This is a genomic window from Massilia sp. UBA6681 (assembly GCF_002454935.1).
GTDB classification, from domain to species: Bacteria; Pseudomonadota; Gammaproteobacteria; order Burkholderiales; family Burkholderiaceae_D; genus Telluria; species Telluria varians.
This window is the reverse complement of record NZ_DKJX01000086.1, coordinates 19,777-43,157: the sequence shown is the minus strand read 5'-3', so window position 1 is coordinate 43,157 and position 23,381 is coordinate 19,777. Positions and strand designations below refer to the sequence as shown.

At 63.8% G+C, this 23,381-nt stretch carries 25 protein-coding genes, 2 tRNA genes and 1 pseudogene; 13 read left to right on the top strand and 15 right to left on the bottom strand.

The genetic code is table 11. The features are described 5' to 3' along the window. From B2R83_RS15595 to B2R83_RS15585, 3 genes and pseudogenes are all read right to left on the bottom strand, one after another. Positions 1 to 333: pseudogene (locus B2R83_RS15595) on the bottom strand (hypothetical protein); the annotation flags it as partial. 162 nt (positions 334 to 495) lie between these two features. Continuing rightward, positions 496 to 1,191 (bottom strand): nitroreductase, encoded by a 696-nt coding sequence (locus B2R83_RS15590; RefSeq protein ID WP_036214617.1) that lies wholly within the window; start codon positions 1,189 to 1,191, stop codon positions 496 to 498. Further along, on the bottom strand, positions 1,188 to 2,111 hold the full coding sequence (locus tag B2R83_RS15585; RefSeq protein WP_292043105.1) for a DMT family transporter: 924 nt from the start codon (positions 2,109 to 2,111) through the stop codon (positions 1,188 to 1,190). Before B2R83_RS15585 ends, B2R83_RS15590 begins: the two co-directional genes overlap by 4 nt. Before the next feature lie 358 nt (positions 2,112 to 2,469). Here B2R83_RS15585 and phaP point away from each other — a divergent pair, with 358 nt between their 5' ends. After that, positions 2,470 to 3,054, top strand: a complete 585-nt coding sequence (phaP, locus tag B2R83_RS15580) for a TIGR01841 family phasin (protein WP_036214616.1) — start codon at positions 2,470 to 2,472, stop codon at positions 3,052 to 3,054. A 94-nt stretch (positions 3,055 to 3,148) separates the two neighbouring features. On the opposite strand, the gene B2R83_RS15575 is transcribed toward phaP, so the two are convergent. From B2R83_RS15575 to B2R83_RS15550, 6 genes are all read right to left on the bottom strand, one after another. Next, positions 3,149 to 3,871, bottom strand: coding sequence for an ABC transporter ATP-binding protein (locus B2R83_RS15575; RefSeq protein WP_292043104.1), 723 nt, complete (start codon positions 3,869 to 3,871; stop codon positions 3,149 to 3,151). After that, positions 3,868 to 4,641 carry an ABC transporter ATP-binding protein gene (locus B2R83_RS15570; RefSeq protein WP_292043103.1) on the bottom strand — a complete coding sequence of 258 codons (774 nt, stop codon included), beginning with the start codon at positions 4,639 to 4,641 and terminating at the stop codon, positions 3,868 to 3,870. The genes B2R83_RS15575 and B2R83_RS15570 overlap by 4 nt, the downstream gene beginning before the upstream one ends. After that, positions 4,638 to 5,849, bottom strand: a complete 1,212-nt coding sequence (locus tag B2R83_RS15565) for an ABC transporter permease subunit (protein ID WP_292043102.1) — start codon at positions 5,847 to 5,849, stop codon at positions 4,638 to 4,640. The genes B2R83_RS15570 and B2R83_RS15565 overlap by 4 nt, the downstream gene beginning before the upstream one ends. A 16-nt stretch (positions 5,850 to 5,865) precedes the next feature. After that, entirely contained in the window at positions 5,866 to 6,795 is a 930-nt protein-coding gene (locus B2R83_RS15560; RefSeq protein WP_036214608.1) for a branched-chain amino acid ABC transporter permease, read from the bottom strand. A 179-nt stretch (positions 6,796 to 6,974) separates the two neighbouring features. Then, positions 6,975 to 7,916, bottom strand: coding sequence for a 4-hydroxy-3-methylbut-2-enyl diphosphate reductase (gene ispH, locus B2R83_RS15555; protein ID WP_292043092.1), 942 nt, complete (start codon positions 7,914 to 7,916; stop codon positions 6,975 to 6,977). Positions 7,917 to 7,929: 13 nt separating this feature from the next. Continuing rightward, entirely contained in the window at positions 7,930 to 8,379 is a 450-nt protein-coding gene (locus B2R83_RS15550) for an FKBP-type peptidyl-prolyl cis-trans isomerase (RefSeq protein WP_036214603.1), read from the bottom strand. A gap of 104 nt (positions 8,380 to 8,483) precedes the next feature. On the opposite strand from B2R83_RS15550, the gene radC reads away from it, so the two are divergent. From radC to B2R83_RS15530, 4 genes are all read left to right on the top strand, one after another. Next, complete coding sequence (gene radC, locus B2R83_RS15545) at positions 8,484 to 9,155, top strand: RadC family protein (RefSeq protein ID WP_292043072.1); 672 nt, start codon at positions 8,484 to 8,486, stop codon at positions 9,153 to 9,155. Between the two features lie 183 nt (positions 9,156 to 9,338). Beyond that, positions 9,339 to 9,575 (top strand): 50S ribosomal protein L28, encoded by a 237-nt coding sequence (gene rpmB, locus B2R83_RS15540; RefSeq protein WP_026354825.1) that lies wholly within the window; start codon positions 9,339 to 9,341, stop codon positions 9,573 to 9,575. A gap of 13 nt (positions 9,576 to 9,588) precedes the next feature. Continuing rightward, entirely contained in the window at positions 9,589 to 9,756 is a 168-nt protein-coding gene (gene rpmG, locus B2R83_RS15535) for a 50S ribosomal protein L33 (protein WP_005665735.1), read from the top strand. 184 nt (positions 9,757 to 9,940) lie between these two features. Next, positions 9,941 to 10,687 carry a hypothetical protein gene (locus tag B2R83_RS15530; RefSeq protein WP_292043052.1) on the top strand — a complete coding sequence of 249 codons (747 nt, stop codon included), beginning with the start codon at positions 9,941 to 9,943 and terminating at the stop codon, positions 10,685 to 10,687. 62 nt (positions 10,688 to 10,749) lie between these two features. Here the strand turns inward: B2R83_RS15530 and B2R83_RS15525 are convergent, their stop codons facing one another. The 5 genes from B2R83_RS15525 to B2R83_RS15505 form a co-directional block, all read right to left on the bottom strand. Next, positions 10,750 to 11,964, bottom strand: a complete 1,215-nt coding sequence (locus B2R83_RS15525; protein WP_292043042.1) for a DesA family fatty acid desaturase — start codon at positions 11,962 to 11,964, stop codon at positions 10,750 to 10,752. A gap of 115 nt (positions 11,965 to 12,079) precedes the next feature. Then, the gene (locus tag B2R83_RS15520) at positions 12,080 to 13,399 is read right to left on the bottom strand and encodes a mechanosensitive ion channel family protein (protein WP_292043039.1); all 1,320 of its coding nucleotides are present in this window, start codon (positions 13,397 to 13,399) and stop codon (positions 12,080 to 12,082) included. 9 nt (positions 13,400 to 13,408) lie between these two features. Beyond that, positions 13,409 to 14,716, bottom strand: a complete 1,308-nt coding sequence (locus tag B2R83_RS15515; RefSeq protein ID WP_036214586.1) for an RsmB/NOP family class I SAM-dependent RNA methyltransferase — start codon at positions 14,714 to 14,716, stop codon at positions 13,409 to 13,411. Positions 14,717 to 14,743: 27 nt separating this feature from the next. Further along, positions 14,744 to 15,364: a phosphoribosylglycinamide formyltransferase gene (gene purN / locus B2R83_RS15510; protein ID WP_036214583.1), complete on the bottom strand. Its 621-nt coding sequence runs from the start codon at positions 15,362 to 15,364 to the stop codon at positions 14,744 to 14,746. A 73-nt stretch (positions 15,365 to 15,437) separates the two neighbouring features. After that, positions 15,438 to 15,845, bottom strand: a complete 408-nt coding sequence (locus B2R83_RS15505; RefSeq protein WP_292043035.1) for a barstar family protein — start codon at positions 15,843 to 15,845, stop codon at positions 15,438 to 15,440. Positions 15,846 to 16,247: 402 nt separating this feature from the next. Between B2R83_RS15505 and B2R83_RS15500 the strand changes: the two genes are divergently transcribed. The 8 genes from B2R83_RS15500 to B2R83_RS15465 all read left to right on the top strand — a co-directional run bounded on the left by B2R83_RS15500 (position 16,248) and on the right by B2R83_RS15465 (position 22,393). Further along, complete coding sequence (locus tag B2R83_RS15500; RefSeq protein ID WP_036214580.1) at positions 16,248 to 16,757, top strand: glycine zipper 2TM domain-containing protein; 510 nt, start codon at positions 16,248 to 16,250, stop codon at positions 16,755 to 16,757. Between the two features lie 105 nt (positions 16,758 to 16,862). Continuing rightward, on the top strand, positions 16,863 to 17,642 hold the full coding sequence (locus tag B2R83_RS15495) for a spermidine synthase (RefSeq protein ID WP_292043030.1): 780 nt from the start codon (positions 16,863 to 16,865) through the stop codon (positions 17,640 to 17,642). A 187-nt stretch (positions 17,643 to 17,829) separates the two neighbouring features. Then, positions 17,830 to 19,473, top strand: a complete 1,644-nt coding sequence (locus B2R83_RS15490) for a GspE/PulE family protein (RefSeq protein ID WP_307189297.1) — start codon at positions 17,830 to 17,832, stop codon at positions 19,471 to 19,473. A 64-nt stretch (positions 19,474 to 19,537) separates the two neighbouring features. Next, positions 19,538 to 19,613 (top strand) — tRNA-Lys (locus B2R83_RS15485). A gap of 168 nt (positions 19,614 to 19,781) precedes the next feature. After that, entirely contained in the window at positions 19,782 to 20,297 is a 516-nt protein-coding gene (locus tag B2R83_RS15480; RefSeq protein ID WP_209587690.1) for a hypothetical protein, read from the top strand. 79 nt (positions 20,298 to 20,376) lie between these two features. Beyond that, a tRNA-Lys gene (locus tag B2R83_RS15475) sits at positions 20,377 to 20,452 on the top strand. Between the two features lie 63 nt (positions 20,453 to 20,515). Further along, positions 20,516 to 21,109 carry an IMPACT family protein gene (locus tag B2R83_RS15470; protein ID WP_292043024.1) on the top strand — a complete coding sequence of 198 codons (594 nt, stop codon included), beginning with the start codon at positions 20,516 to 20,518 and terminating at the stop codon, positions 21,107 to 21,109. 114 nt (positions 21,110 to 21,223) lie between these two features. Next, the gene (locus B2R83_RS15465) at positions 21,224 to 22,393 is read left to right on the top strand and encodes an MFS transporter (protein ID WP_292043023.1); all 1,170 of its coding nucleotides are present in this window, start codon (positions 21,224 to 21,226) and stop codon (positions 22,391 to 22,393) included. Between the two features lie 4 nt (positions 22,394 to 22,397). Here B2R83_RS15465 and B2R83_RS15460 read toward each other — a convergent pair whose 3' ends face one another. Then, complete coding sequence (locus B2R83_RS15460) at positions 22,398 to 23,339, bottom strand: choice-of-anchor A family protein (protein WP_292043022.1); 942 nt, start codon at positions 23,337 to 23,339, stop codon at positions 22,398 to 22,400. Positions 23,340 to 23,381 lie beyond the last annotated feature (42 nt).

The window sequence follows — 23,381 nt, the reverse complement described above, 5'->3', positions numbered from 1 at the left end:
CTCGGCGCCGGCGGCGGCGGCGGCGCCGGCGCGGCGCACCACATGATAGGTGACCTTGCGCTTGCCGCGCACCATTTCCACGCGGCGCACCATGCGCTGGCGATTGTCGTCGGCGATGGACTGGGCCAGGTCCTTGCGCTTGGCGGGCGCGGCCTTGCGGCCGGTGGCGCGCTTTTTCTTGACGGCCTTCTTTTTGGCGGGCTGGGCTTTCTTGGACTTGGACTTGGATGCGGATTCGGCGCCTGCACCCGCACCGGCGCCCGCGCCGGCCGCGTTGACGGGCTGGAGCGCAAACAGCAGCGATACGATGGCAGCCAATGCAACTTTGAACATCTCGAACCCTTTGGCGCAAACTGATGAGGTACGGATGCAGTTTAGCGGAACGACGCCTGATCGCAAGCGAAAAGATACATTCCGTGCGGCAACACCCGAAAACCAACAAGCCTTACCAATCAAGTATTTACGCTTGCATCGTCGCCCGTATTGACCTGCGCTTTACTCCATGAAGCGGGCAAAATGCGCGACCGGTTCGCGCTCGGTGACGAGCGAATTCTCGACCTTGCCGGGGTCTGCCCAGCCGAGCGCCATGCCGCACACCACCATTTCATTCTCCGGCAACCCGAGCTGCTGCGCAATCACGCGGTGATACTGTGTGAAGGCCGCCTGCGGACAGGTGTCGAGGCCGCGGCCGCGCGCGGCGACCATGATGCTCTGCAAGAACATGCCGTAATCCAGCCAGGAGCCCTGCTCCATGATGCGGTCGATGGTGAAGATGAGACCGACCGGCGCGTCGAAGAAGCGGTAGTTGCGCGCGTGCTGGGCCGCCATCCCGGCCTTGTTGTCGCGCGTGAGCCCCAGCAGGGAATACAGGTCCCAGCCCACCTTGCGGCGGCGGTCGACGAAGGGCGAGATCCACTCGCGCGGATAATATGCGTATTCCTCGGTGTGCCGGCGCGCCTGCTCCGGGTCGGCGTTCACTGCCAGGATCGCCTCGCTCAGCTTCTCACGCGCCTGCCCCGTCAGCACGTAGACCTTCCATGGCTGGGTATTGGTGCCGGAGGGCGCGCGCGCCGCCACCTCGAGGATGCGCTCGATGTCGGCACGCTCGACCGGCTTGGGTAGAAAAGCGCGGATCGAGCGGCGCGAGGTGATGGCGGCGTCGACGGCTTCCTGCTGGGGGCTGTTGATCATGGGGTCTCCTTGTTATGGGGTTGCTTGACGACGAATGCGACGCCCAGCACGGCGACCAGCATGCCGGCCACGGCGAGCAGGCTGAAGGACTCGCCGAACAGCAGCCAGGCCATAATGGCGGTGGTGGGCGGGGTCAGGTAGAGCAGGCTGCTGACTTCGGTGGCGCGGCTGCACCGGATCAGGGTGAACAGCAAGAAGATCGCGCCGATCGACAGCGCGAAGATCGACCACAGCCAGGCGAAGATGAACTCCGCGCTCCAGGTGATGGTGGAGAAGCGCAGGTCCAGGCCTTCGAGCACGATGGCCAGCGGCAGCAAGGCCAGCACCGTGGCGCCGAACTGGATCACGGTGCCGGTGCGCAGGTCGAAGCCCGGGCAATACCGCTTCTGGTACATGGTGCCGGCCGTGATGCAGAACAGGGCGAACACGCACAGGGCAATGCCGCTGGCGGTGAGCCCGGCCAGGTGCAGCTTGCTGTAGACCACCAGCACCACGCCGGACAGGCCGAGCGCGAAACCGAGCCACTGGCGCGGGCGTACCCGCTCGCCGATCAGGGGCGCCGCGGCTGCCGTGAGGATCGGCTGCATGCCGACGATCAACGCAGTCAGCCCGGCGGGCATGCCGATCTTGATCGCGGCCCAGACACCGCCGAGGTAGCCGGCCTGCAGCAGCATTCCCGCGACCGCGACGTGCAGGATCTGGCCGCGCGGCCAGGGAGCGCGCAGCAGGAACACGACCGGCAGCAGCACCGCCAGCACGCCCAGGCAGCGCAGGATCACGAAGCTCAGCGGCGGGGCATACGGCAGGCCGAGCTTGGCGACGATGAAGCCGGTACTCCACAGGAACACGAACAGCAGCGGCACCGGCGAAAGCCAGGAAGCGGTCGGGATGGCAGTGCTTGTTCGGGTACCGGAAGGCATGGTTGGATGGTCAGCGGGATGCTGCACAGCAGCTTGAATGGATGGCTTGGCGAAAACACAAGCCAACAGTCTAGCACGCCGGAGAAGACGGTTTCGATGCTTCCCTTGACACAGCATTTCTTGCGCTAGATCAAGCCTAAGTCCTTGAAATTTCTTGCAATCAATGCATTCAAGAAATTTATGCACAAACGATGGTGCAGCGCGTCAAATTCGCTTGACTCGCCCGTCGACATGGTTGAAAATTCGCCCTGTTGCGGTGCACAAAAAAGAGTTTCGTCGACATCGGACGGAAAAAACCTGCCTCACAAGTCCAAGCAACATTCCATCCCCTTAAACGCATTGAATTTTGGAGAGTCACATGTTTGCAATTCCTGAGCAGTTCTCGAACGCCACCAAAGCCAACCTGGAATCGCAGTTCGCCCTGCTGTCGTCGCTGACGGCCAAGACCTTCGAAGGCATGGAGAAGCTGGTCGACCTGAACATCAGCACCGCCCGCAGCGCCCTGGAAGAGTCGTCGAACGTCACCCGCCAGCTGCTGAGCGCCAAGGATCCGCAGGAGTTCTTCTCGGTCACCACGTCGCAGGCCCAGCCGGCCGCTGAAAAAGCCCTGTCGTACAACCGCCAGCTGGCCGCCATCGCCACCGGCACCGGCGCCGAGTTCTCGAAAGCCGCCGAAAGCCAGATCGTCGAAACCAACCGCAAGGTCATCGCCCTGGTCGACGAAGTGAGCAAGAACGCCCCGGCCGGTTCGGAAACCTTCGTTGCCGCCGTCAAGACCGTGATCAGCAACGCCAACGCCGGCTACGAGCAGTTCAGCAAGACCAGCAAGCAGGCTGCCGAAGCGATCGAAAACAACGTCAACGCAGCGGTGAGCCAGTTTTCGGCGACTGCTCGCAAGGCTACCGCTACTGCTGCTGCCGCGACCCAGACCGCTGCCGCCTAAGCTGCGACTGGTCAAATGAAAAAGCCGGGACGGTGACGTTCCGGCTTTTTGCTTTCCGAATAGGCGGGATGCTGATTCAGTCCACTGGACTGAATCACTCGCCCAGGTAGGCCGCCTGCACCCGCGGATCGTTCAGCATGTCCGCCGCATTCCCGGTCATGGTCATGCTGCCCGACTCCATCACATAAGCACGATGCGCGGCCTGCAGCGCCAGCTTGGCGTTCTGCTCCACCAGCAGGATCGTGATGCCCTGGTTTGAGACGTCACGGATCACCTCGAAGATCTTCTCCACCATGATCGGCGACAGGCCCATCGAGGGCTCGTCCAGCAGCAGCAAGGTCGGATGGCACATCAGCGCGCGCGCCATCGCCAGCATCTGCTGCTCGCCGCCCGAGAGCGTTCCCGCCAGTTGGCTGGCGCGCTCCTTGAGGCGCGGGAACACCGCATACCATTTCTCGATGTCCGCCGCGATCCCCGCCTTGTCGTTGCGCGTGTAGGCGCCCATCATGAGGTTCTCGTGGATGCTCATGCGGGTGAACACGCCACGCCCTTCCGGCACCATGGCCAGCTTCTGCTGGACCATGCGGAAGGACTGGGTGCCGCGCAGCGGCTGGCCGAGATAGCTGATCTCGCCTTCCACCTTGCACGGCGGGAGCGTGCCGGTGATGGCCTTCAGGGTGGTGGTCTTGCCGGCGCCGTTGGCGCCGATCAGGGTCACCAGCTCGCCCTTGTTCACCTCCAGGTCCAGGCCCTTCACCGCCTTGATGCCGCCGTAGGCGACCTTCAGGCCCTTGATTCTCAGGATGTTGTCGCTCATTCGTGTGCTCCGCCGAGATAGGCCTTGATCACGGCTTCGTTCTTCTGGATCTCGCTCGGGATCCCTTCCGCGATCTGCTTGCCGTACTCGAGTACGGTGATGCGGTCGCACAGGCCCATCATCAGCTTGACGTCGTGCTCGATCAGCAGCACGGTCTTGCCTTCGTTCTTGATCTTCACCAAGAGCTCGCGCAGGGCCAGCTTTTCGGTGGCGTTCATGCCGGCCGCCGGCTCGTCCAGCGCCAGCAGTTGCGGGTCGGTGGCGAGCGCGCGCGCGATCTCCAGGCGGCGCTGGTCGCCATAGGACAGGTACTTGGCCGTGCGGTTCGCATACTGGCCGATGCCCACGAAATCCAGCAGTTCCTGCGCGCGCCGGCGGATCGCCGCCTCTTCCTCGCGCGCCGCCTTGTGGCGGAAGATCGCGCCGAACACGCCCTGGCGCGTGCGCACGTGGCGGCCCACCATCACGTTCTCCAGCGCGCTCATCTCGCCGAACAGGCGGATGTTCTGGAAGGTGCGCGCGATGCCGGCTTTCGCCACTTCATGCGGGGCCGACGGCGAATACGGCTTGCCGGCCAGCTCGAAGCTGCCGCTGTCCGGCTGGTACAGCCCGGTGATCACGTTGAAGAAGGTGGTCTTGCCGGCGCCGTTCGGGCCGATCAGGCCATAGATCTGGCCGCGCTCGATGCGGATGCCGACGTCGGTCAGCGCCTGCAGGCCGCCGAAGCGCTTGTTGACGCCGGCGATGCTCAAGATGATCTGCGCGCTCATGCCTTGGCTCCCTCTTCTTCCTCGCGCGCCAGGGCCGCGTTGGGACGCTCCTCCCGGTTCGGCGACGGCCACAGCCCGGCCGGGCGCACCAGCATGATCAGCACCAGGGCCAGGCCGTACAGCAGCTGGCGCAGCACCTCGGCCTCGATCACGACGGTGCCGAACAGCGCCTGCTGCGCCGGCTCCACCACGTGGCGCAGCACCTCCGGCAGCGCCGCCAGCAGCACGCCGCCCAGCACCACGCCGGGGATATGGCCGATCCCGCCCAGCACCACCATCGCCAGCACGGCGATCGACTCGGTGAGCGAGAACGACTCCGGCGACACGAAGCCCTGGAAGGCGCCGAACATGGCGCCGGCCACGCCGCCGAAACTGGCGCCCATGGCGAAGGCGAGCAGCTTGACGTTGCGGGTGTTGATGCCCATGGCCTTGGCCGCGATCTCGTCCTCGCGGATCGCCACCCAGGCGCGGCCCAGGCGCGAATGCTGCAGGCGCGCGGTGATGAAGATGGTGGCGATGGTGAGGAACAGGAAAAGGAAATAGTAGGCGTTCACCGAAGGCATCGAGAAGCCGCCGACGTGCACCGTGGCCTGCGAGCCCGCCTCGCCCGCCAGCGACACGCCGAACACGCGGATCGGGTCGATCATGTTGATGCCCTGCGGCCCGTTGGTGAAGTTGATCGGGTCGTTCAGGTTGTTCATGAAGATGCGGATGATCTCGCCGAAGCCGAGCGTGACGATGGCGAGGTAGTCGCCACGCAGCTTCAGCGTCGGGGCGCCCAGCAGCGCGCCGCACAGGCCCGCCACGATCGCCGCCAGCGGCACGATCGCCCATACCGACAGGTGGATGCCGTTCTGCTGGATCTCGGGGCCGAAGAAGCTGACCAGGGCTTCGCCCAGCGCCGGCGAGTAGTAGATGACGGACTCCAGCAGCGCCGCGAACTGCGGCGAGGAGAACAGGCCCACCAGGTAGGCGCCTACCGCGAAGAAGGCGATGTAGCCCAGGTCGAGCAGGCCGGCGAAGCCGACCACGATGTTCAGGCCCAGCGCCAGCATGATGTAGAGCAGCGCGATGTCGATGATGCGCACCCAGGAGTTGCCGAACTGGGAAGCGACAAAGGGGAAGACCAGCATCAGGGCCAGCACGGCCGCCATGCTGGCGTAGGCCTGGCGCGGCTTGTGCCGGACGTCGAAAGTCAGGAATGCCATGGTGTGTCCCTCCCCGTTACGCGCGGTCGGCCACGCGCTCGCCCATGATGCCGGACGGGCGCAGGGTCAGCACGAGGATCAGCACGACGAAGGCGAAGATGTCCTGGTAGTGGCTGCCCAGGAAGCCGCCGGTCAGGTCGCCGATGTAGCCGGCGCCGAGCGCTTCGATGATGCCCAGCAGGATGCCGCCGATCATGGCGCCGTAGATGTTGCCGATCCCGCCCAGCACGGCGGCGCAGAAGGCCTTCAAGCCCGGCAGCATGCCCATGGTAAAGGTGACCGAGGCGTAGTTGGCGCCCCACATCACCCCGGCCACCGCCGCCAGCGCGGCGCCGATGGCGAAGGTGGCGACGATCACGCGGTTCGCGTCCACGCCCATCAGGCCGGCCACGCGCGGGTTCTCGGCCACGGCGCGCATCGCCCGGCCCATGCGGGTGCGCTCGACCAGCAGCACCAGGGCGACCATCGCCACGGCGGCCAGCACCAGCAGCAGGATCTGGGTAGGCGAAATGAGCGCGCCCATGATCTCCACCGGCTCGGGCGAGAGCAGCTGCGGGAAAGGCAGCGGGCTGCGGCCCCAGATCATCATGGCGAAGGTCTGCAGCAGGATCGACACGCCGATCGCGGTGATCAGCGGCGCCAGGCGCGGCGCATTGCGCAGGCGGCGGTAGGCGACGCGCTCGATCAGGATGTTGACCAGGATGGCCACCGGAATCGCGCCGAGGATGGCGATGGCCAGCTGCAGCCAGCCGGACAGGCCGGGGGCATGGGCGTCCAGCAGCTTGAGGATGGTGAGGCCGACCATCGCGCCGATCATCAAGACGTCGCCGTGCGCGAAGTTGATCAGGTTGAGCACCCCGTAGACCATGGTGTAGCCGAGGGCGACCAGGGCATACATGCTGCCCATCACCAGGCCGTTGAGGAGTTGTTGGATGAATGTTTCCATCGTGAGCGTTCGCTTTCGTTGCGGTCAAATGAAAACGGCACTGCCGGGTATCCCCGCAGTGCCGTCCTTGGCCTGGCGTTCATGTTCCGATGGCCGTCATCATAACTTGGCAAATGGAAAACTTACACTGGAAATCAGCTCACTCCAGCAAATTTGCTCCGCCGTAAAGACGCGCCGACTCAGGCCGCCTTGGCGCCATCCAGTCCCTTCGGCAGCGGGAACACCACGTTCTCCTCGACGCCTTCGAGCGCACGCACGCTGGCCGCGCCCAGTTCCTTGAGGCGGTCGATCACGGCCTGCACCAGCACTTCCGGGGCCGAGGCGCCGGCGGTCACGCCGATGCGCTTCTTGCCGGCGATCCATTGCGGATCAATCGCATCAGCCCGGTCGACCATGTAGGCCGGCGTGCCCATCTTCTCCGCCACCTCGCGCAGGCGGTTCGAGTTGGAACTGTTCGGGCTGCCGACCACGACCACGACTTCCACCTGCGGCGCCATGAACTTGACGGCTTCCTGGCGGTTGGTGGTGGCGTAGCAGATGTCGCCCTTCTTCGGTTCGATGATGTTCGGGAAGCGTGCCTTAAGCGCGGCGATGATCTCGGCGGTGTCGTCCACCGACAGCGTGGTCTGCGACACGTAGGCCAGCTGGTCGGGATTGTTGACCTGCAGTGTCGCCACGTCGTCGACGGTCTCGACCAGGTGCATGCCTTCCTCGGCCTGGCCCATGGTGCCTTCGACTTCCGGATGGCCGTCGTGGCCGATCATGACGATCTCGCAGCCCTGCTTGCGCATCTTGGCCACTTCCACGTGGACCTTGGTCACCAGCGGGCAGGTGGCATCGAAGATCGTGAGGCCGCGCGCTTCGGCCTCAAGACGCACGGCTTTCGAGACGCCGTGGGCCGAGAACACCAGGGTATTGCCCGCCGGGACGTCTTCGAGTTCTTCGATGAAGATCGCGCCCTTGTTGCGCAGGTCTTCGACCACGTAGGCGTTGTGCACGATCTCGTGGCGCACGTAGATCGGGGCGCCGAACTGGTTCAGGGCGCGCTCGACGATCTCGATGGCGCGGTCCACGCCGGCGCAGAAGCCGCGCGGCTGGGCAAGCAGAATCTCGTTTTCCATGAAGGTTTCCTGTTTACAGAACCGAAATCAGTTTCACTTCGAATTGCAGGGCCTGGCCGGCCAGCGGGTGGTTGAAATCGAACAGTGCGGTGGTCTCGCGCATCTCCAGCAGCACGCCGGCGAAGCGGCCGCCCTTGGGTGCATTGAATTCGATCAGCTCGCCCACCTTGTAGTCGGCGTCCGGCACCGAGTTCTCTTCCAGCGTTGCCTTCGACACCGGCTGGATCAGGTCCGGGTTGCGCTCGCCGAAGGCGTCAAGCGCGCTCAGCTGGAAGGTCTGGTGCGCGCCTTCCGGCAGGCCGATCAGGCGCGACTCGAGGAAGGGTGCAAGCTGGCCCTGGCCCAGCATCAAGGTAGCCGGCGTGCCATTGAAGGTAGTGATGAGATCAGTACCGTCGGCGGTGGCCAGCCGATAATGCAGGGTCAGGTAGGACGATTCGTTGACGACTGGAGCGTTGGACATGTTCTTTGTGGTGACAGGCAGGCCTGTTGCAGGCAAACCGCTATTGTAAGCCACGCCCGGCCTCCCTGCCCCGGCACGTCCCTTTTTATCGCAAGGATCAGACAATGAGAATCACCGAATGGCCGGAAGAGCAACGCCCGCGTGAACGGCTGCTGCGCGGCGGCCCGGAAGTGCTGTCGGACACCGAACTGCTGGCGATCTTCCTGCGCGTGGGTGTCGCGGGAAAAAGTGCGGTGGCACTGGCGCGCGACATGCTGGACCACTTCGGCTCGCTGCACCGGCTGCTGCATGCCAGCTCCAGCGAGTTCGGCGCCCTGCACGGGCTCGGTCCGGCCAAGTATGCCCAGCTGCAGGCGGCAATCGAACTGACGCGGCGCGCCGTGGCCGAGGAGTTCGAACGCGAAGGCATGTGCTCGCCGGACGCGGTGCGCGCCTGGCTGCGCCACCAGTTCGCGCTGCAGGCGCACGAATCCTTCGTCGTGCTCTTTCTGGACGTTAAGAACCGCCTGATTAACTATGAAGAAATGTTTCGCGGCACGCTGACCCATACCAGCGTGTACCCACGCGAGGTGGTGAAGGCGGCGCTGCGCCGCAATGCCGCGGCCGTGATCCTGGCGCACAACCACCCGTCCGGGGTGCCGGAGCCGAGCGAAGCCGACCTGCGCCTGACGGCCAGCCTGGTGCAGGCGCTGGCCCTGGTCGACATCCGCGTGCTCGACCACTTCGTGGTAGCCGGCAGCCAGGTGCATTCCTTTGCCGAGCACGGGCAGTTGTAAATCCGCATGGCAGGCAAGCCCCGTAAACCGGTGCCAAAACAAGGCTCTAGCGAACTCATCAGCAATTGTGAAATCCATGAATTAGCAGAAGACACAATTGTTTTTCGCAAGTGATTGATTTGCTTTCAGTTTTCACGCTATACTCTCGTTTTTCCAAATCTGGATATTCTTAAGGAGTGCACTATGGCACGTGTCTGCCAAGTTACCGGCAAGGGAGTGATGGTTGGCAACAACGTCTCCCACGCTAACAACAAAACCAAGCGTCGTTTCCTGCCGAACCTGCAGAACCGCCGCATCTTCGTGGAATCGGAAAACCGCTGGGTCTCCCTGCGTCTGTCCAACGCCGGTCTGCGCGTGATCGACAAGCTCGGCATCGACGCCGTGCTGGCCGACATGCGTGCCCGTGGCGAAAAAGTTTAATTAGGGAGCTATCATGGCAAAAACTGGCCGCGACAAAATCAAGCTGGAATCGACCGCAGGTACCGGTCACTTCTACACCACCACCAAGAACAAGCGCACCATGCCGGCGAAGATGGAAATCACCAAATTCGACCCGAAGGCACGCAAGCACGTGATCTACAAGGAAACCAAGATCAAGTAATCGATCTTGTTTCTACGAAAAAGCCGCCCGTTTCGACTGGCGGCTTTTTTTATTGCCGAGTCCGGCACGCACCGTCGCGAATACAACACTGCCTTGACTCGGCGCAGCGCGATCGAGTGCGAATATTGCAATATGCGCTCGGCCGTGAAAGCATGGGGTCTTGCCGACTTCACCACGAGCCAGCATGCATCCGCTGCTGAAACTGCCTGTGTCGTCCCTCCTCGCCGCCAGTGTGCTGGGCGCCCTGCCCGCGCACGCCCAGTCGAGGGGGCCCGAGGGCGTGCCGATGGTCGAAGTCAAGGCCGCCGCTCGCATGCGCCTGCTCCCCTACCGCCCCCTGTTTTATCCGATGGCCAAGGCGGTCCAGAAAAGCCTGCTAGGGCGCGCCGCGCTGGCGGTGCAGCTGCGGCCCATCCGGGCCGGCATTCGCACCGACGACCTGGCCCTCTGGCTGGAGGGCGGCGGCGAATCGCTGCCGATGCGCGCCGACGAACACGGCCTGTACATCGTGCCGGTCGCCGACCGGATCGCGCAGGAAGATGGCGGCTTCTTGATCAACAAGCATCCGTCCGAGCTGCGCGCCAACCTGGTGCTCATCCCGACCCTGGCGCCGGATGCCTGGACCATCGGCGAAATGCGGCGCCTGCTGCGCGACGTGCACGCCACCATCGATCCGCTCGTGCCCTGGCACCACCGCTTCCTGAACTGGGCCGCCACGCGCAGGCTGGGCGTGTCGGTGTGCAGCCTGTCGCCGCGCGCCCAGGTCGAGGTCGTCGACGGCACCCGCCTGCTGGCGCGCTACCCCACCAGCGAGCCGGCCCGCAACCACGCGAATGCCCCGGTGTATTGCCACCGCTTTACCGGCAACGAGGATTTCGACCCGCGGGCGCGGCTGGTGCTGCCGGAAGATGCGCAGGTGCTGCTGATTTAAAAAATCTTGCGACGAAAAAAAGCGGCTCCCGGAGGAGCCGCCCTTGTTGCGACACGAGCCGCTTATGCGTAGCTGCGCAGGCGCAGCGAGAAGTCCTGCAGCGACTTGATGCCCGAGGCTTCGGCGCGTGCGCACCAGTCCTGCAGCTGCTGCAGCAGCTGGTCGCGGGTCGAGTGCGAACGTTCCCAGATCGCGCCCAGTTCCACGCGCATCTGGTGCATGGTTTCCAGCGCCTTGCTGTGCTGGAACAGTTCGACCAGTTGCTGCTTCTGCGACTGCTCCAGCTTGGCCGGTTCGCGTTGCATCAGCTTGCGCGAGCTCTTCAGGAAGCGCGCTTCCAGCTCGGCCTTGTGCTTCAGGTGCTCGAATTCCTCGTGGAAAGCGTGGCGCACCGACTTGGCATACTTCGCCATCACGTCGTAGCGGTTGGCGATCACCGACTGCAGGGTGTCGAGGTCGGCCACCATCTTGTCCTTGGCAAACTTCGGCGCCGGCGCGACCTTCTTCACCTTGGCCAGGCGCAGGGTTTCCAGGATGCGGATATAGCCCCAGCCCAGGTCGAACTCGTACCATTTGCTCGACAGCTTGGCCGAGGTGGCGAAGGTGTGGTGGTTGTTGTGCAGTTCCTCGCCACCGATCAGGATGCCCAGCGGGAAGATGTTGGTGGCCGCATCGCTGCAATCGTAGTTCCGGTAGCCCCAGTAGTGGCCGATGCCGTTGATGATGCCGGCCGCGGTGATCGGGATCCACATCATCTGGACCGCCCACACCGAAATGCCGATGACGCCGAACAGCGCGACGTTAATGAACAGCATCAGCACCACGCCCATGGCGCTGTGCTTGGTGTACAGGTTGCGCTCGATCCAGTCGTCCGGGGTGCCATGGCCATACTTCTCCATGGTTTCCTTGACCTTGCTTTCAGCACGGTACAGCTCGGCGCCTTCGAACAGCACCTTGCGGATGCCGCGGGTCTGCGGGCTGTGCGGATCTTCCTCGGTATCGCACTTGGCGTGGTGCTTGCGGTGGATCGAGGCCCATTCCTTGGTCACCTGGCCGGTGGTCAGCCACAGCCAGAAGCGGAAGAAATGGCTCGGGATCGGGTGCAGGTCGAGGGCCCGGTGCGCCTGGTGGCGGTGCAGGTAGATCGTCACGGCGGCGATCGTGATGTGCGTCAGCACCAGCGTGGCAAAGAAAACCTGCCAACCGGTGAAGTCGAGCAGGCCGGTCGACAGGAAGGTCAGCACGGCTTGCACGGGTTCGCTACTCAAGAAATTCATTCAGTCTCCATGGATATCGCGTCGACACGCCGACAGTCGCGGCGCTCGCAACCCGACATTTTACGCGGTTCCAGTGACCCACGGCACGCTTAAGAGCGCTTGTGCATGCCTTATTTCAAGGAGCAGTCGGGGTTCGCGCCACAACTGATGTAATGTGGGCATCAAGCAGCCGCGTATCCATGGACGGATGGCCAAGTTTGATCTCGCCTGTCTGTACAAGCGCATAAATCTTCTTGTTCACGTCCGAGATCGGCCCGCCCTGCCCATTCTCCGGATCGCCGAGCCAGAAACCGACTTCGAGCTCGTAGCCGTCTTGCGCGAAGGCATTGAGCAACACATTCGGGGCCGGCTGCTCCAGCACGCGGGGCACACCGCGCGGCAGCGATTCCAGCAGCGGCATGACTGCCGTCAAATCGCTGTCGTAAGACACGGTCAACTTGGTCACCGCGCGCACGTTGCGGTTGGTCGAGGACTGGTTCAGCACCACGCCGGTGATCAGCATTTCGTTCGGTAACAGGGTCTGGGTGCCGTCGGCGCCGCGCAGCACGGTGTAGCGCGTATTGATGCGCGCCACCTTGCCCGAGTATTTATCCAGCGTGATGGGGTCGCCGATCGTCAGGCTGCGTTCCAGCAAGATGATGAAGCCGGACACATAGTTACTGGCAATGCGCTGCATGCCGAGACCGAGGCCGACGCCCAGTGCGCCGCCGAATACCGACAGCACGGTCAGGTCCAGGCCTGCCAGCGACAGGCTGAACAGCACGGCCACGAGGATCAGCACCGCCCGGCTCATGCGCGCCAGCACGACCTTGATCGAGCTGTGCATGCGTTCCACATGCATCAGGCGCTCTTCCAGCGCGGCGCCGGCCCACAGCGCCAGCATCATCAGCACCACGATCGAGACCGTCCCCTCGACCAGGTCGGCCAGGGAAAGCCTGTGCTTGCCGATCGGCAGTTCGGTCTTGTCGAAGTAGGCGATCACATCCGGCAGCACGCCGACGATGTGCAGGGCCACGCCGAGCCAGACCACCAGCGCGAAGATTTTCTCGAAGGTCTGCAGTGCTTCGCCCAGCTGGCCGCGGCGCGCGAACACCCGGCGCAGCAGGTAGAAGAAGGTGCGGATCACCGCGAACGAGGACGCCAGCGGCACCGCGATGTCGAGCAGGTGCACGCTCTGGTAGTGCGCCATGACGGCGCGCGTGGTCACCAGGAGGCCCAGGATCAAGAGCGGCGGCAGCACGCGGCTGAAACTGGCCATCCCCAGGCCGATCAGGCCCTGGTGCTGGTCCTGGTGGCTGGCCAGCCAGGAACGGTGCATCAGCCGCGCCAGGCCCCAGCCGACCGCGACACACAGGACGATGGCAAGCGCCTGCCACAGGATGGCAGGCTGTCGGATATCGCCGAGCAGGTCGGCCAGCAGTTGCTGGAGCGGCATGTGTCGGCGTTATTCCTCGGCTTGGGCGACTTCCGACTCGTCCGCCGGCGCCGCCTTGACCTTGGCCTTGCGCTCGAGCACGGCGGCGAAAAAGCCGTCGGTCTGGTGCTTGTGCGGCAGCATCTTGAGGTACTGGTCCATTTCGAGCGGAATCTTCTGCTCGGCCAGCACCTTGTTCATCGGCACCAGTTCAAAGTCCGGATGGGTAGCCAGGAACTGCTCGACGATCACGTCGTTCTCTTCGTTCAGCAGGCTGCAGGTGGCGTACACCAGGCGGCCGCCGTTCTTGACCAGGCGCGCGGCGCCGTCCAGGATCGAGGCCTGCTTTTCCTGCATCTCGGCCACGGCTTCCGGCTTCTGGCGCCACTTGACGTCCGGGTTGCGGCGCAAGGTGCCCAGGCCGGAGCACGGCGCATCGACCAGCACGCGGTCGATCTTGCCGGCCAGGCGCTTGATCTTGGCGTCGCGCTCGTGCGCGATCAGCTGCGGGTGCACGTTCGACAGCCCGCTGCGCGCCATGCGCGGCTTCAGCTTGGCCAGGCGCTTCTCCGAGACGTCGAAGGCGTACAGGCGGCCGGTATTGCGCATGGTCGCGCCCAGTGCCAAGGTCTTGCCGCCGGCGCCGGCGCAGAAGTCCACCACCATCTCGCCGCGGCGCGCGCCGACGATCTGGGCCAGCACCTGGCTGCCCTCGTCCTGCACCTCGATCGCGCCTTCCTTGAACAGCGGCAGGTTCTGCAGCGCCGGCTTCTTCAGGACGCGCAGGCCGAGCGGCGCGTAAGGCATCGGCTCGGCGGCGATCGGGGCCTTGGCCAGTTCGGCGATGACTTCGTCGCGATTCGCCTTGATCGAGTTCACGCGCAGGTCGAGCGGCGCCGGGGTGTTCAGCACGGCGGCCAGTTCCAGCGCTTCGGCTTCGCCGAACTGCGCCACCAGCTTGTCGTACAGCCAGGCCGGCATGTTGGCCTGCATTTGCGGCGGCAGCAGCGAACGGTCGACTTCCTTGACGCGGGTGAGCAGATGGGTTTCGTCCTCGCTCAGGCCGCCCAGCGCGTCGATGCCCACGGTTTCGGCCAGGCCCAGCAGGGCCAGCTTGCGCATCGAGGGCGTGTTGCCGGCGCCGGCGAAGTCGGTATAGAAGGATTTGTTGCGCAGGACGGCATACACCGCCTCGGCAATGACGCCGCGCTCGCGGCCGCCGAAACGCGGGTGGTCCTTGAAGTAGCGCGACAGGGTGACGTCGGCGGGCGACATAAAGCGCAGGATCTCGCGCAATACCTCTTCGGTATTGCCGATGATCGCTGGAGGCAATCTCATGGTGTTCCTTCGTTAGATTCTGGTGGTTTAGGCGAGTGCGCCGTCCTTGATGCGCACGTCGCCGTTTTCTTCAATACTGAGCCTGTCTTCGACGAAGAGGCGCACCGCATACGGGTAGAGCTTGTGTTCTTCGACGAGGAGACGGGCAGACAGCGTGTCCTCGGTATCGTCGGGCAGCACGGGAATGCGCGCCTGCGCCACGATCGGACCGTGATCGAGCTCGGCCGTCACGAAATGGACGGTCGCGCCGTGTTCCTTGTCGCCGGCATCGATCGCCTGCTGGTGCGTCCCCAGGCCGGGGTACAGCGGCAGCAGCGACGGGTGGATGTTCAGCATGCGGCCGGCGTAGTGCTCGACGAAAGGCGCCGTCAGGATGCGCATGAAGCCGGCGAGCACGACCAGGTCGGGAGCGAAGCGGTCGATCGTTTCCTGCAGCGCCGCATCGAACTCGGCGCGGCTGGCGTATTCCTTGTTGGCCACGACCGCGGTCGGAATGCCGCGCGCCTGCGCGTATTCCAGGCCCTTGGCTTCCGGCTTGTTGCTGATGACGGCAGCAATCCGTGCCGGCCAGCCTTCGCTTTCCATGGCGCGCACGATCGCTTCCATGTTGCTGCCACGGCCGGAAATCAGGATGACGATATTTTTCATACCGCGCATTGTACCGTATCACCGATGGGCAACCGTCGGCGAGTGGGAGGAGGGTTCTGCCAGAGCTTCGGCCTCAGGCCGGGATGGCGAACGAGTAGAATACCCGGAACGGGACCTTCTTTTCGGCCCAGAATTCGGCCGCATCGCGGAAGACGTCGAGCAGGTTTTCGCGCGCTTCCTTGTCGAATTTTTGCGCGCTTGGTAATTGCTCGAGGACGACGAGGAAACCCGGCTGGGGGCCGGCCTCGGCAACAGTTTCAGTGAGGCACTTACGCAGGGTGTCAAAATTCTTGCTGCAGGGTTTGGGGAAATAAAAGTTTTCGCCGATGCGGGCGCACACCTGCTGCTTGGTCAAGGTGTTGGCACAATGTGCATACAGGAAGTGCTGACCCAGGCGCGCAGCCTCCTGCTGCAGCTCGGCGACGCGGAAGGCGCGGATCGACTGCACAAGATTGGGCGGCACTCTCATCAACAAACTCATTTTTTCCTCAAGTTGACCAGGTCGGTGTGATGTGGGCGTTCACGCACCACATTGCGCGACGGTTGGCATCCGCCGCATTCATCTCTCCCGCTGTTGTTTCCATGCGCCAATAAAAGACCCTTAGTGTGTAAGGGTAACGTTTTGTGGTATTGGAAGCAACCCAAATGTGATTACAGGAATTGCATTTGTAAAAATTAGTATGCGCTTGTCTGTATAAATTACGCTTCTCACCACAGCCCTGTCATTCTTGCGCGAAGCGGAAAATGCTTGCGTTGCTGTTACATTTTGTTGCCACGTGGATTGGCTTGAGTCCGCCGGATCGGATTACCATAGGAGGCATGAAAGTCCGGTCGGTTCCCTCCCCCCCACCAGACTCGTCGATTGCCCACTACGAGGTAGAACATGAACATTCAAGCCAAACTGATCATTGCCGCCATGGGCCTCGCCACGCTGCCGCTGGCCCAGGCCCAGGATTTCGAAGACTTCGGCCGCGTGGTGCGTGTCCAGCCGCGCCTGGAAGAAATCCGGATCCCGCGCCAGGAATGCCGCACCGAATACGTGCAGGTGCCGGTCCAGCAGCAACGCGGCGTCGGCGGCGGCATCGTCGGCGGTGTCGTGGGCGGCCTGCTCGGCAACCAGGTCGGCAGCGGCAGCGGCCGTGTCGCCGCTACGGCGGCCGGCGCCATCGCCGGCGCCATGATCGGCGACCGTTCGGAAAACGCCAACCGCGGCGGCCCGGCCGTGCAGGAACAGGCCGTGCGCCAGTGCCGCACCGTCGACAGCATCGAGTCGCGCACCAACGGCTACGACGTCACCTACGAGTTCCGCGGCCAGACTTACAACACGGTCATGAACCGCGATCCGGGCAACCGCGTGCGCCTGCGCGTCTCGGTCCAGCCGATCGATTATTGATTCCTGCGCCGGCCGCGCGCCGGCAACCCGCAGCGCCTTCCGAAGGCGTGCTTGCGCTGCGGGAACCCCTCCCCCGATAATAGGGCGATTCAACCAGGTTGCCCTATGCTCATCAAACGCAAATCCATCGAACAGGCCGAATCCTCGCGCCGTCCCGCGCGCAAGCCCAAGTTCGCCCCCGTCACCCTGTCCGAACAGGACGGCGTCCGCTACCTTCATTTCGGCACCGAATGGGTGCAGGGCGCGATGCGCATCCGCAAGCCCGACTGGCCGGAGCTGGAATACGCGCAGCAGATGATGGCCTGGATGCTGTTCATCGAATCGCCGCGCGCCATCGCCCAGCTGGGCCTGGGTGCTGCTACCTTGACCAAGTTCTGCTACCGCCAGTTCCCTGACGCGAGCGTCACCGCCGTCGAGCTCAATGAATCGGTGATCAATATCTGCGCCTCGATGTTCAAGCTGCCGCCCAATGACGAGCGCCTGAACGTGCTGGAAATGGATGCGATGGATTTCGTGCTCGATCCCGCCAACCATGGCGCCTTCGACGTGTTGCAGTGCGACCTGTACGACGCCACCGCGCGCGGGCCGGTGCTGGACACGCCGGAGTTCTATCAGGCCTGCAACGACTGCCTGGCGGACGGTGGCATCATGACCGTCAACCTGTTCGGCGACCACCCGAGCTTTGCCAAGAACCTGAAGGCCATGAAGTTCGCCTTCGAGCACGTGATCTGCCTGCCGGAAGTGCACGACGGCAACGTGGTGGCGCTGTGCTTCAGGAACCGCCCGCAACTGGACAAGGAAGCGCTCACTCACCGTGCGGCGCAGATCGTCGCAAGCACCAAGCTGCCGGCGAAGTCTTGGGTCAAGGGCATCTTCGCCGCCTGAACCACTCTAACGGGAGCCGAAGGTGAATACACATGCCGTCCCCGCTTCATCCAAGACGCCGCGCCTGCGAGCGCTCGACCTGCAGTCCATCTTCTCCTGGCTGCTGGCGGACGGCATCGTCACCAAGGAAAACGTCAAGGCGCTGTTCGCGCAGGCACAGGGCATCCTGAAGAATGCCGCCGGATCCATGCATCCGCTCACTGCCGTGGCCCAGTGCAAGCTGGTGTCAAACCTGCCGCCGCACCGCCTGCTGACGCTCGACATGCTGACCGAATGGTGCGCGAGCAAGGTCGGCCTTCCCTTCATCCGTATCGATCCCTTGAGAATCGACTTCACCAAGGTGGCGGACGTGATGTCGGCCAGCTATGCGGCGCGCTTCAATATCCTGCCGGTGGAAATGACCGGCTCGACGCTGGTGGTGGCGACGGCCGACCCGGCCAATGTGGAATGGGAAGCGGAAATCGCCAAGCTCTCGCGCCGCAAGATCGAACTGGTGCTGGCCAACCCGCTCGATATCGCGCAGTACATCTCGCAGTTCTTCAGCCTGGCCAAATCGATCCGCGACGCCAACCGCCATACCGGGCAGGACCTGGCGATGCGCAACAATTTCGAGCAGCTGGTCGAGCTGGGCAAATCGAACAAGCAGTTCGATGCGAACGACCAGCACATCGTCAACATCGTCGACTGGCTGTGGAGTTATGCCTTCGAACAGCGCGCGTCGGATATTCACCTGGAGCCGAAGCGCGAGTTTGCGGTAATCCGCTTCCGCATCGACGGCGTGCTGCACCAGGTGTACCAGGTGCCGGCGGTCGTGATGATTGCGATGACGGCGCGCATCAAGCTGCTGGGGCGGATGGACGTGATCGAAAAGCGGCGGCCGCAGGATGGGCGGATCAAGACCCGCACCGCCGGCGGGCAGGAAGTCGAACTGCGCCTGTCGACGCTGCCGACGGCCTTCGGCGAAAAGCTGGTGATGCGTATTTTCGATCCGGAAGTGGTCGTCAAGACGCTGCCGGAGCTGGGTTTTCCGCCGGACGATGCGGCGCGCTGGGATGCGCTGACCAATCGGCCGCATGGGATCATCCTCGTTACCGGACCAACGGGGTCGGGCAAGACGACGACCTTGTATACGACGCTGAAGGCGCTGGCCACCAGCGAGGTGAACGTGTGCACGGTCGAGGACCCTATCGAGATGGTCGAGGCTTCCTTCAACCAGATGCAGGTGCAGCCGGGAATCGACTTGTCGTTTGCCGATGGCATACGCGCGCTGATGCGGCAGGATCCGGACATCATCATGGTGGGCGAGATTCGCGACCTGCAGACGGCGGAGATGGCGATCCAGGCGGCGCTGACGGGACATCTGGTGTTCTCTACCCTGCATACGAATGACGCGCCCGCCGCAGTGGTGCGCCTGCTGGAGCTGGGGGTGCCGGATTATCTGCTGGAAGCGACCTTGGTCGGCGTGATGGCGCAAAGGCTGGTGCGAACGCTGTGCCCGGACTGCAAGGCGCCTGGCGGCGAACTCAGTGACGAGGTGTGGCAGGGCATTGGGGGAGCCTGGAATATTCCGAAGCCTGCTGTCGTGTATCGTCCGATCGGGTGCCCGGAATGCCGGCAGACGGGGTATCGGGGGCGGACGGGTATCTATGAACTCTTGAGCGTGAGCGAAGGGTTTGCGCGCGTGGTGCGCGAATCGGGAGAGATCCAGAAGCTGCGCCAGCAGAGCGTGGCGGATGGGATGAAGCCGCTGCGCATCGCAGGGGCGATGAAGGTGGTCGAGGGTGTGACCACGGCTGATGAGGTGCTGAAGGTGACTGCGGCGCTGGTGTGATTGCTGTCTTGTTCAGGTAGCACTAGCGCAAACCGGAATGCCCGGCTATAATGCTGCCTCTTTCGGGTCGTTAGCTCAGTTGGTAGAGCAGCGGACTTTTAATCCGTTGGTCGCTGGTTCGAGCCCAGCACGGCCTACCAGAATTAGTTGTAGCAAAGAAGGCGTTACGAGTGATCGTGACGCCTTTTTTGCATCTGCGTCAGTCCGCTCCATGCGCGCAACGCGCTTCCGGCCGGCGTGTCGTGCCGCACAGAAGAAAAACCGGCGAGGATGCTACAGTTCCCGCACCATCCAATTCGAGGTGTCCGGTGAAATATCTACAGAAAATCAGCAGCCTCGGTTACGTTTTTATCGCCCTGCTGTTCTTCATCTGCGGCTATGGGCTGATCGTGCTTGCCGGCATGGAAATCTGGTCGACCCTGTTTGCTCCCGACAAGGAAACCGTGCAGGAGCGCTTCCAGCTCATCCTGGAATGCGTGGGGCTGCTGACCATCTCCGTCGCCGCCTTCGAACTGGGCCAGACCGTGCTGGAAGAAGAACTGCAGCGCGAAGTGCACGTCAGCTCCCCGACCCGCCTGCGCCGCTTCCTGTCGCGCTTCCTGATCGTGGTGGTGGTATCGCTGGGGGTCGAGTGCCTGATCGGCGTGTTCACCTTCCTGCATACCAAACCCGAACTGCTGCCGCAGGCGGCGTCGATCGGTATCGCCGCGGCCGTGCTGCTGGCGAGCTGGGGCTTGTTCGTGCGCCAGAACGTCGAAGCGGAGAAGCTCGAGCCGGAAGCGATGCACCAGGCGCAGGAGGAAGACAAACACGTCGAAACCTGAATTGTCTTCGTGCCGGCGCAGATTCGCTCAGGAAGTTCTTGGAAAATCGCAAGAGTGCCGCTATAATCTTGGCTTCTTCGGGTCGTTAGCTCAGTTGGTAGAGCAGCGGACTTTTAATCCGTTGGTCGCTGGTTCGAGCCCAGCACGGCCTACCAAAGATTCAGCAAGGAAGGCGTCATGAGCAATCGTGACGCCTTTTTTGTTTTCCGTGTCCTGTCATGCCACAGACCATCGCTTCCCCCGTCCATTTCGAACTCGTCATCAAGAAGAGCCGTTTCATTGCCTGCGTCCAGCCGATGCCTGCCAGGGCCGGCGCCCAGCAGGTCGTCGCCAGCCTGCGCGCCGAGCACCCCGGCGCCGCCCACGTATGCTGGGCCCTGCTGGCCGGCGGCCAGTCGGCCGCGGTCGACGACGGCGAACCGAGCGGCACCGCGGGACGCCCCATGCTCGACGTGCTGCGCCACCAGGACCTGGAAGGCGTGCTGGCCACCGTGGTGCGCTACTTCGGCGGGGTCAAGCTGGGTGCGGGCGGCCTGGTGCGCGCCTATACCGACAGCGTGGCGCAAGCCCTCCTGCTGTCGCAGAAGGTGCCGATCATCAAGCTGCAGGCCATGCGCTGCACGGCGCCGTATGCGCTCGAAGGCATGGTGCGGCGCGAACTCGACGCCGCCGGCGCCCACCTGGACGCGGTGGCGCATGGCGACGAGGTCCTGTTCGACTTCAGCCTGCCCGCGCAGGATGCCGGCGCGCTGCGCACCCGGCTCGACAATGCCGGCCACGGCCGCATCGCCTGGCCAGACATCGATGAGTAAGGGTTAGTACGTACTTCATACCAGGCCGCTATACCTGTCATCACGACTCAAAAGCGGACTGGGCGCGCATCAAGCGCTATAGTGGCCGATCCTCCTCGCCACGCGCAGCGCATCTTGATCAAGAAAAGCCTTCTTCCCCTCGCCCTCGGCGGCTTCGGCATCGGCATGACCGAATTCGTCATCATGGGCATCCTGCCCGACATCGCCGGCGGCCTGCAGATCAGCATCCCCCAGGCCGGCTACCTCATCACGGCCTATGCGCTCGGCGTCGTGGTCGGCGCGCCGACCCTGGTAAGCCTGATGGCGCACCGCCCGCCGCGCAGCGTGCTGATCTGGTTCATGCTGATGTTCACGCTGTTCAATGCGATGTCGGCCTTCGCGCCGAACTTCGAAGTGATGATGCTGTCGCGCTTCATGGCCGGCCTGCCGCACGGCGCTTTCTTCGGCGTCGGGGCGGTCGTCGCCAGCCGCCTGGCCGACGAGGGCAAGGTGGCCGCCGCATTGGCGACCATGTTCACCGGCCTGACGCTGGCCAACGTCGTGGGCGTGCCGGCGGGAACCTGGCTCGGCCACAACATGAGCTGGCGCGCCGTGTTCCTGGTGGTGGCGGTGATCGGCCTGCTCACCGTGCTGGCCCTGCGCCAGCTGGTGCCGTCAATCGAGGCCAAGGGGCGCACCAGCCTGAAACAGGACCTGCGCATCTTCCGCAGCCCGGCACTGTGGCTGGCGCTGGCCATCACCTCGATCGGCACCGGCGGCTTCTTCGCCTTCTTCAGCTATATCGCGCCGCTGCTGACCGAAGTCAGCGGGTTCAAGCCGTCGACGATCCCGATGGTGATGACCGTGGTCGGCGTCGGCATGACGGTGGGCGTGAACCTGGGCGGCCGCCTGGCCGACCGCGTGCCGCCGCTGCAGGCCATCCTGATCCTGCTGGTCACGATGACAGGCCTGCTGCTGAGCAATGGCCTGTTCGCGAGCTCGCAGGCGGCCATGCTGGTGCTGGCCTTCGCCACCGGCGCCAATGCGCTGGCATTGGGCCCGCCGATCCAGATGCTGCTGATCGAGCATTCGCGCGAAGCGGAAATGCTGGGGTCCTCGCTGGGTCAGTCGGGCTTCAATATCGGCAACGCCCTGGGCGCCTTGCTCGGCGGGATTCCGCTGACCCTGGGCTATTCCTATGCCTCGCCACAATGGGTCGCGGCCGGCCTTGCCCTGTCGGGTGTCCTGCTGGCCCTGGCGATGCTGGCGCAGGGCCGGCAGCAGGCGCGCGCCTGCGCCTGCTAAGCGCTCAGGCAGCCAGCCCGGGCGCTTGCACGAGCTCCTTGCGGGCCTTCCTGCGGCCCGCGACGGCCATGGCGGCGCCGGCAAGCATCAGCGCCAGCGTGCCCGGTTCCGGCACGTCGGTCATCGGCGGAGCCACCACGATGTCCCGGAAACCGGCGAGCTCGGTCGGGGCGAAGTAATGCTTGGCATTGACCTGGATGGTCGAATCCCAGCTGTTCACCACCAGTTGCCCATTGATCACGCCCCAGTTGGCGGTAACGGCCGCCTTGGGCGCCAACACGCTGCCGATGATGCCCTTCAGGTTGAGCGCCATGGCATCCGGAAAATTGAACAGCACGTTGTAGTTGCGTAGCGGTTCGAAGCTGATGCCGCCATCGTTGAAGGTGGCGGAATTGCCGCTGACGTTGAAGATCAGGGTCTGGCCCGCTACCAGGTTGTCAAGGCTCCAGCTGCTCGAGGTCCGAAACATGTCGGCGGACACATTGAACACGTCGACACCGCCCTTGCCGCTGCCGCTGACACGCACGCCGCTCCACAGCGTGCTGACGCTGCCGCTTGCCTCCAGCTTGGCGAGGTCCTCGGACAGGCTGAGGTAATAGGCCGAAGCGGCGGCGAAGTCGATCGGGCTGGCGCTCGTGCTTTGCGGCCTGGCGGCATGTTCCAGCGTGGTCTTGCCGCCGGCATAGATCTGGCCATGGTTGATCGAGCCGCTCGACAGCTTGATGTCGCCCTGGGCGACAAGCGCGTGATTGCCGAACGCGGCCTGGCGCTCGGCATTGATCGAGTAGGAAGCGATGTCGACGTTGCCACCCGAGACCACGGCGCCTTCCACGTCGCTGTAGCGCGCTGAAAAATTGCCGAGCGTGTAGATATTCGCCCCGCCCATCATGCTGCCCAGGTCGATGACGCCTGCCTCGGCCGTGCCTGCCGACGTGAGTGCTGCCAAAACGAGAGCGGTTCTCAACATGATGATTTTAGGAAATATTAG